The organism is Phenylobacterium sp., from assembly GCF_004299445.1.
In the GTDB taxonomy this organism is placed as follows: Bacteria; Pseudomonadota; Alphaproteobacteria; order Caulobacterales; family Caulobacteraceae; genus Phenylobacterium.
In genome coordinates, this window is record NZ_SCTC01000057.1 from 105,825 (window position 1) to 114,018 (window position 8,194).

Below are 8,194 nucleotides of genomic sequence, written 5' to 3' on the forward strand. Positions count from 1 at the left end.
CGGTCTCAGGCCTTGTTGGCGGCGATCCAGCGGTCGACGACGCCTTCCGCCACGGTGAGGGGCATGGCGCCGCCGAGCAGGACGGCGTCGTGGAACTTACGGATGTCGAAGCGGGGGCCGAGCGCCGCCTGGGCTTTGCCGCGCAGGCGCAGCCAGGTGAGCTTGCCCACCATGTAGGCGCAGGCCTGGCCGGGCCGGATGCAGTAGCGCTCGATCTCGGTCGTCGCCGAGCTACGCGGGCTGCCGTCGATGGAGACCATGGTGTCGATGGCCTTCTCGCGGCTCCACTTCATGGCGTGCAGGCCGGTGTCGACCACCAGGCGCGCGGCGCGGAACAGCGAGGCCTGGATCTGGCCCAGTTCGCCCAGCGGGTCGTCCCTGTACATGCCCATCTCAAGCGCGACCTGCTCGGAGTAGAGCGCCCAGCCCTCGGCGAAGGCGGGGAAGCCGGCGGTCCGGCGCAGCATCGGCAGGTCGGCCTCCTGCTGCAGGGAGCGCTGCAGGTGATGGCCCGGGATGCTCTCGTGGTAGGTCAGCGTCTTGAGCGTCCACGAGGGGTTCTCGGCGCTGTCGCGCAGATTGATCCAGTAGATGCCGGGCCGCGAGCCATCCAGGGCGGGCCGGTTGTAGTAGCCGCCCGGCGCGCCGGCCTCGATGAACTTGGGCACGCGGCGGATCTCGACATTGGCCTTGGGCAGCGCGCCGAACTGTTCGGGCAGCCGCGGCCGGATCTCGGCGACCAGCTTGTTGAGGTCGGCGATCAGCTGTTCCTTGGCTTCGTCGGTGTTGGCGTAGTGGTATTTGGTGTCGGCGAAGAGGGCTGCGATCCGCTCGCCCACCGTGCCCTTCGTCATCCCCTGCTTGGCCAGGATCACCTCGGCCCGCGCGCCGAGTTCCCGGGCCGTGTCGAGGCCCATCTGGTGGACCTCCTTGGGCGTGAGCGTGGTGGTGGTGAAGTTCTTGAGCGCGTCGCGGTAGTAGGCCTCGCCGTCGGGCAGCTTCCAGACGCCGGCCTCCTGGGTGGCGCGCGGCTGCAGCGACTTCAGAAGTTCGATCTGGCGATCCAGCGCCGGGTAGACATAGGCCGCGACGGCCCGCTGGGCGGCGGCGTCGTAGTTCCCCTCGATGCCCTTGGCCTTCACGCGACTGGTCAGCTGGGTGACCAGCGGCGAGGCGGCCGGCGCCGAGGCGCGCAGGCCCTGCATCTGGCCGATCGCCCGCTCCAGGATGAACGCCGGCGGGACCACGCCCAGCTGAACGTCGCGGCGGACGCGGCCGATCTCCTCGTCCATGACCACGCCGAACGCCACGAGGCGTTCGAGGTAGGCGTCGGCGTCGGCCTTCACCTCGATGCCGTGCTGCGAGCCCAGGAAGTCGGGGATGTCCTGGTAGGCGCCGGTGAGCTGCGACAGCACATAGGGCTGGCCCGCGCCCTCCATGCCGTAGGCGTAGCGCTTGCCCGCCGCCGCATTGGCCTCGAGCGTGAAGTGGACCGCGTCGTAGTTGGCCTGGTCGAAGGCGCTGAGTTTCGACCGGTCGATGGCCTTCATCTCGGCGAGTTGGCTGACCGTGCGGTCCTTGGCCTCGTCCAGCGCCTGGATCGAGGCGGAGTCCAGCTTCGACTTGGCCGCGGCGCGCTCGCCCTTGTCGAGGCCCAGGCGCGTGACGGCCTCGGGGCTCGCGGCGAGGTTCGCCTCGAAGATGCGGTCGAAGAGCGCGCGGAGCCTGGCGTCCTCGGCGGTGTGCTGGGCGAGCGCGGGCCCAGCGGCGGCAAGCGCCGCCGATGTGGCGAGGAAGGTGCGGCGGTCGACTTGCTTCAACAGCGTGTCCCTTTTGCTCCCCTCCCCGCTTGCGGGGAGGGGCCGGGGGTGGGGGTGCGTACCTGTGAGTTCGGCGCTCACACCCCCACCCCAACCCCTCCCCGCAAGGGGGAGGGGCTAGCGTTGGAGATGTCGGCGCGGCCCATCAGCCGGCCTTCGTCCTGGCGATGTAGAGGTCGACCACGTTCTCCAGCGCGGTCAGGGGCATCGATCCCGAGAGCAGTACGGCGTCGTGGAACTTGCGGGGATCGTACTTCGCGCCCAGGGCCGCCTTGGCCTTCTCGCGCAGGCGCAGGATGGTGACCTTGCCCACCATGTAGCTGCAGGCCTGGCCGGGCCAGACCGAGTAGCGCTCGATCTCCTGGGCGGCCAGCGGCTCGGGATCGCCCTCGATGGCGCGCATCTCGGCGATGGCCCTCTCACGGCTCCACTTCAGGTGATGCAGGCCTGAGTCACAGACCAGACGGGCCGAGCGCAGCAGGGCGTCGTGGATGTAGCCCAGCTCGTTCAGGGGCTCGCCCTTGTAGAGACCCATCTCCTGGACGACCTGTTCGGAGTAGAGCGCCCAGCCCTCGGCGTAGGCGCCGAACCCCATGACGCGGCGGATCATCGGCAGGTCGGCCTCGCGCTGCATGGCGATCTGCATGTGATGGCCGGGGACGCCCTCGTGATAGGTCGTGGTCGGCAGGAACCAGTACGGGCTCTCGGCCGTGTCGCGCAGATTCAGCCAGTAGACCCCCGGGCGCGAGCCATCGAGGCTGGGAGACTCGTAGTGGGTGGACGCCCCGCCCTCGGTGGCGGCGGGAATGCGGCGGATCTCCAGAGGCGCCTTGGGCAGCGTGCCGAACTGTTCGGGCAGCCGCTTCTGCATGGCCTGCACCACCTTGTTCAGGTCGGCGATGATCTGGGCCTTGCCGGCGTCGGTGTTCGGATAGACGCCCTTCTTGCTCTCGTAGAGGGCGATGTAGCGCTCGCCCACCGTGCCCTTGGTGAAGCCGATCTCCTTGAAGAGGACGTCAGCCCGGGCCGACAGCTCGGCGGTCACGTCGCGGCCCATCTTGTAGACCTCGTCGGGCGTGATCTTGCTGGTCGTCTGGGCGGCCAGGACGTGGTGGTAGTAGGCCTGTCCGTCGGGCAGCCGCCAGATGCCGGCGTCGTGCACGGCCTTGGCCTTCAGGCTCTCCAGCAGCGCCATCTGGCGGTCCAGAGCGGGCAGCACCCGGCCTTCGTAGACTTTGGTCGCCTCGACGGCCCAGTCGCCGGCGACGCCCTTGGCCTTGGCCTTGTTCACGAGAGAGGTCACCAGGGTCGACTTGTCGGCCGGCTGGCGCAGCACCTTCATGCCCGCCAGGGCGCCGGCGATGGCGAAGTCAGGCGGGATGACGCCCAGGCCCACGTCGTGGCGCACCCGCTCGATCTCGTCGTCCAGCGTGCGGGCGAAGGCGTCCATGCGCGAGAGGTAAGCCTGGGCGTCCTCGCGGCTCTCGACCGAGTGCTGGCTGTCGAGAAAGTCGGGCACCTCCTGCCAGGCGCCGCAGATCTGGGCCAGGACGTAGGGGCTGCCCGTGCCGGCGCCGCCGTACTTGAAGCGCCTGGCGCCCTCGTCGGTGGCCTCGAGTTCGAACAGCAGGGTGTCGTAGTTGACCGCGGCCATGCCGGTGAGCTGTTTGCGGTCGATCTGCCTGAGGCGGCGCAACTGGTCTGCGTTTCGGGCCCGCCGCCTGGCCACGCCGGCCAGCGAGGCGTCATGCAGCTGCGCCTTGGCGGCGGCGCGCTCGCCCTTGTCGAGGCCCAGCGAGGTGACCAGCTCGGGGCTGTCTTCCAAGGCCTCGTTGAACACCTGGTCGAGGAAGGCGGTGAGCTGGGCTTCCGCGCTGTTCGGCTGGGCGCCGACACGGGTCGCGGCCAGGGCCGCGGCGGCGCCTGCGGCCATCATGATCTGCCGGCGATTCTGCACGTGACGCGTCCCCGTTACACCTTGTGACGCGAAGGCTTAGAGGGCGCGATGCGGCGACGGCAAGGCGCAGGGGTCGGATTGGGGCATTAATTCCCGGTAATCCGGAACTTCGTGCCCTTAGGTCTGGCGGCGCGCGGTGCGATCGGCTGTATTGCCCCCGTTGCCAGGCAAGGAATCCATTTCGATGTTACGTGTTTCGCGATCCGCGCTGGTCGCCGCCCTGGCGTTCTCCATCGCCGCGCCGGCCTTCGCGGCCGACCCGATGCCCGTGGTGGTGACGCCTGCCCAGGCCGACAAGACCGTCGCCAAGATCCGCGGCGGCGCCGGCTTCAAGGCTGCACTGGCGGCTCTCGACGCCGAGCACGACCGCATCGTCGCCGACACCATCACCCTCACCGAAATCCCGGCGCCGCCCTTCAAGGAAGAGAAGCGCGCCCGGGCCTACATGGAGATGCTGAAGGCGCATGGCCTGAGCGACGTCGAGATGGACGCCGAGGGCAATGTGATGGGCCTGCGTCGCGGCACGGGCAAGCCCGGCGGCAACATCGTCGTGATCGCCGCCCACCTCGACACTGTCTTCCCCGAAGAGGTCAGCGTGAAGGTGCGCCGCGAGGGCACCAAGCTGCACGCCCCGGGGGTCGGCGACGACACCCATTCGCTGGCCGTGCTGCTGGGCTACATTCGTGCGCTGGACGCGGCCAAGATCAAGACGAACAAGGACATCCTGTTCGTGGGCAACGTGGGCGAAGAAGGCCCCGGCGACCTGCGCGGATCGCGCTACATCTTCACGAAGGGCAAGTACAAGGACCGCATCGCCGCCTTCTTCTCGATGGACGGCACGTCCGCGGCGCGGGTCACCTCGGGCGCGGTGGGCTCGCGGCGCTATCGCGTCACCTTCAGGGGGCCGGGCGGCCACAGCTACGGCGCCTATGGGCTGGTGAACCCGATGGCGGCGATGGGCGCGACCGTGGTCGAGATGAACAAGATCAAGACGCCGGCCAAGCCCAAGACCACCTACATGACCAGCGTGGTGGGCGGCGGGACGTCGGTGAACTCGATCCCCGACGCCATCTGGCTCGAAGTCGACATGCGCTCCGAGAGCAAGGACGAGCTGGCCAAGATCGACGGCCAGTTCCTGCAGATCGTCGAGGGCGCGGTCTCGGCCGAGAACGCGGCGCGCTCCACCGCCGCGGGCAAGATCAGCGCCGAGGTGAAGCTGATCGGCGACCGTCCCACGGGAAACACCCGCGAGGACGCCGAGATCGTGCAGATGACGGCCGCCGCCGTGCGCGGGGCCGGCTACACCCCGATCCTGGGCGCCGGCTCCACCGACTCCAATGTGCCGATCAGCCTGGGCATCCCGGCGGTGACCATCGGCTCGGGCGCCGGCGGGGGCGGCCGCGCGCACGCGGTGGACGAATGGATCGACGTGGCCAAGCCCGAGAGCCTCAAGGGCATGACCGTGGGTCTTGTGGCCCTGCTGGCGATGGCGGGGACGTAGAGCGTCTGCTCAGATCCGCCCCTGCCGGACGGCGTTGGCCAGCAGCCAGCGCATGCCGACGATGTGGAAGGGCGCGATCGCGACCAGGTACGCCTTGCCCGCCAGATTGTGCGGCTGGCAGAGCGTCGTGACGGTGACGGCGGCGCCGTCCGGACCCCGCGTCCGCAGGATCGAAACCCGGAAGTCGAGATGACGATTGTCACGCCCCGCGATGATCTCGTCGTCGGCCAGCGCATAGGTCGGCCATGGTCCGATCCGGTCTCCGACCGCGTAGGTGGGCTTGACCGACGGGGCAAGGATCTCGTCGTCCGGCGCCACAGCCAATCCCCACCGCGCCGCGAGCCGATTCCGTGCGATCAGTATCGCCTTCATCCAGGACGGATGGTGTCCGAAGATCGAAAAGAACAGGTCGGGCATCGTCTCATGCCGGACGGTCAGCGGGGCGGAGTGGACGTCCTGGAACCAGGCGCGCGGCGTGAAGATCTCCGGCAGCCGGGACCCGAGGGGGATCTTGGTCGAGACGGCGGTCGCCACGGGGCGCAGCTCTTTCAGGTCGGGGACTTGCGAGGACGGCTCGCCTTACATTGTGCGCGGATGATCTGCGCCGCCAGCCTGAACCCATGACCACCGTCGCCATCATCGGCGGCGGGCCAGCGGGCCTGTTCGCGGCCGAGCGACTGGCCGCGGCGGGCTGTGCGGTGACGGTCTACGAGCAGATGCCGTCCGTGGGGCGCAAGTTCCTGATGGCCGGGCGTGGCGGGCTGAACCTGACCCACTCCGAGGACTTCGAGGCCTTCAGGGCACGCTATCGGGAAACAGCGGCGTGGCTTCGGCCGCATCTCGAGGCGTTTCCGCCCAGCGCGCTGATCGCCTGGGCCGAAGGGCTGGGCCAGCCGACGTTCGTGGGCTCGTCAGGCCGGGTGTTCCCGCGGGCGCTCAAGGCTTCGCCGCTGCTGCGGGCCTGGCTGGCGCGACTCTCCGACCTGGGTGTCGAGATCCGGACCCGCGCCCAGTGGGAGGGCTGGACCGACGATGGGGCGCTGCGTTTCCAAACGCCCGCGGGCGAGACGACCGTGCGGCCGGATGCGACGGTGCTGGCGCTGGGCGGCGCCAGCTGGCCGCGGCTGGGATCGGACGGCGCCTGGACCGCCTGGCTGCCCGACATCGCGCCTTTCCGACCCGCCAACATGGGCTTCGACGTCGCCTGGAGCCCGGTCATGCGCGGTTTCGCGGGCCAGCCGCTCAAGGGGATCGCGCTGCGGTTCGGCGACCGCGTCGTACGGGGCGAGGCGATGATCGCCGGCTATGGCCTCGAGGGCGGGGTGTTCTATGCGCTGTCGGCGCCGCTCCGCGAGGCGATCGAGGCGGAAGACTCGGCGACCGTCAGCTTCGACCTGCGCCCGGACATGACGGTCGACGACCTGGCGGGGCGGCTAGGCCGCGCCCGGGGCGGCCAGTCGCTGTCGAACCAGCTTCGCAAGGCGCTGAAGCTCTCGCCCGTCGAGATCAACCTGCTGCGCGAGGCGCACGGCAAGGCCCTGCCGACCGATCCCGCGGCGTTGGCAAGCGCGATCAAGGACGCGCCGATCCGGCTCACCGGCGTGCAAGGCCTGGCGCGCGCGATATCGTCGGCGGGGGGCGTCCGCCTGGGGGCTCTCGACGAGGATCTGATGCTGAAGGCCCGACCGGACGTGTTCGTGGCGGGGGAGATGCTGGACTGGGAGGCGCCGACCGGCGGCTACCTCCTGCAGGCGACCTTCGCGACGGCGTCCGCGGCCGCGCGAGGGGTTCTGAAGCGCCTCGGGGCCTAGAAGGCGTTCAGCAGCATCGGGCCGACCAGGGGGATCGCCATCGTGACGGCGAAACCGAAGCTCATCAGGGCCAGGGCGATCTTCATGGCGTCTCTCCTTTGACGCCTCCTAGGTAGAGACCGGCCGGCCTCGGCGCACTCCCCGCTTTCGCAGGACAGTTCTGCTGATTTGGAAGAGGTCGCCTACTCCGCCGCCGCCGCGACCTTGGCCACCTGGGGCCAGGGGTCGACCGTCACGCGGCGCATGTGCCGGCGCTGGCCGGGGTAGTCGTTGAGGGCGAAATGCCAGACCGAGCGGTTGTCCCAGAAGGCCACGGAGCCCGGACGCCAGCTGAAGCGGCAGGTGAAGCCCTCGTAGCGGCAGTGGTTGAACAGATAGTCCAGCAGCGCCTTGGATTCGCTGGTCTTCCAGCCCTCGATCTTCAGCGTGAAGGCCGGATTCACGTACAGCGCCTTGCGGCCCGTCTCGGGGTGGACCAGCACCATCGGGTGGACGTACTCGCCCACATAGCCATCGGCCTCGGCCACGTTCATGGAGCCCCGCTTCTGCGCAGATGCGCCCTGAGCGGAGTATTCGCGGCTGGCGGAATGGACGGCGTTCAGGCCCTCCAGCGTCGCCTTCAGGCCGGGAGAGAGGGCGTCGTAGGCGGCCGCCTGGCTGGCGAACAGCGTGTCGCCGCCCCACTCCGGCAGCTCGACCGCATAGAGGATCGAGCCGATCGCGGGGGTCTCCAGGAAACTCATGTCCGAATGCCAGCCCCCGCCGAAGTTGATGCGGTCGGACGGCTCCTTGATGATCTCCATAACCTCGGGCTGGTCGGCCATGCCGGCGACGTAGGGATGGATGTTCAGCGGACCGAAGCGGCGGCCGAACGCCACCTGCTGGGCCGGAGTCAGATCCTGGTCGCGGAAGAAGATCACCTGGTGCTCGACCAGCGCCTGGCGGATCGCCGCGATCGTGTCGTCGGCCAGGGGCTGGGCCAGGTCGACGCCGGTGATCTCGGCCCCCAGCGCGCCGGCCACGCGGCGGATGTTCAGGGTTCCAGTCATCGTCGGCTCCTCCCGGACGGTCGTGTTATTCTGAACAGAATAAGGAGACGCCGCCC

Annotated in this window: 6 protein-coding genes; 2 read left to right on the plus strand and 4 right to left on the minus strand. The window is 69.3% G+C overall.

Going from position 1 to position 8,194, the window contains the following annotated elements:
• Positions 1 to 5 precede the first annotated feature (5 nt).
• Entirely contained in the window at positions 6 to 1,820 is a 1,815-nt protein-coding gene (locus EPN98_RS16200) for a DUF885 family protein (RefSeq protein WP_293363947.1), read from the minus strand.
• A 145-nt stretch (positions 1,821 to 1,965) separates the two neighbouring features.
• Complete coding sequence (locus EPN98_RS16205; RefSeq protein WP_293363954.1) at positions 1,966 to 3,756, minus strand: DUF885 family protein; 1,791 nt, start codon at positions 3,754 to 3,756, stop codon at positions 1,966 to 1,968.
• A gap of 205 nt (positions 3,757 to 3,961) precedes the next feature.
• Between EPN98_RS16205 and EPN98_RS16210 the strand changes: the two genes are divergently transcribed.
• Positions 3,962 to 5,278: a M20/M25/M40 family metallo-hydrolase gene (locus tag EPN98_RS16210; RefSeq protein WP_293363948.1), complete on the plus strand. Its 1,317-nt coding sequence runs from the start codon at positions 3,962 to 3,964 to the stop codon at positions 5,276 to 5,278.
• A 9-nt stretch (positions 5,279 to 5,287) separates the two neighbouring features.
• Here EPN98_RS16210 and EPN98_RS16215 read toward each other — a convergent pair whose 3' ends face one another.
• Positions 5,288 to 5,812, minus strand: a complete 525-nt coding sequence (locus tag EPN98_RS16215) for a DUF2867 domain-containing protein (protein WP_293363949.1) — start codon at positions 5,810 to 5,812, stop codon at positions 5,288 to 5,290.
• An 86-nt stretch (positions 5,813 to 5,898) separates the two neighbouring features.
• Here EPN98_RS16215 and EPN98_RS16220 point away from each other — a divergent pair, with 86 nt between their 5' ends.
• Positions 5,899 to 7,089, plus strand: coding sequence for a TIGR03862 family flavoprotein (locus EPN98_RS16220; RefSeq protein WP_293363950.1), 1,191 nt, complete (start codon positions 5,899 to 5,901; stop codon positions 7,087 to 7,089).
• A 182-nt stretch (positions 7,090 to 7,271) separates the two neighbouring features.
• On the opposite strand, the gene EPN98_RS16225 is transcribed toward EPN98_RS16220, so the two are convergent.
• Positions 7,272 to 8,138: a TauD/TfdA family dioxygenase gene (locus tag EPN98_RS16225; protein ID WP_293363951.1), complete on the minus strand. Its 867-nt coding sequence runs from the start codon at positions 8,136 to 8,138 to the stop codon at positions 7,272 to 7,274.
• Positions 8,139 to 8,194: the final 56 nt, after the last annotated feature.

Coding starts and splice junctions, on each gene's coding strand:
- EPN98_RS16210 (WP_293363948.1), top strand. CDS start 3,962: ATGTTACGTGTTTCGCGATCCGCGCTGGTCGCCGCCCTGGCGTTCTCC.
- EPN98_RS16220 (WP_293363950.1), top strand. CDS start 5,899: ATGACCACCGTCGCCATCATCGGCGGCGGGCCAGCGGGCCTGTTCGCG.
- EPN98_RS16205 (WP_293363954.1), bottom strand. CDS start 3,756: ATGATGGCCGCAGGCGCCGCCGCGGCCCTGGCCGCGACCCGTGTCGGC.
- EPN98_RS16225 (WP_293363951.1), bottom strand. CDS start 8,138: ATGACTGGAACCCTGAACATCCGCCGCGTGGCCGGCGCGCTGGGGGCC.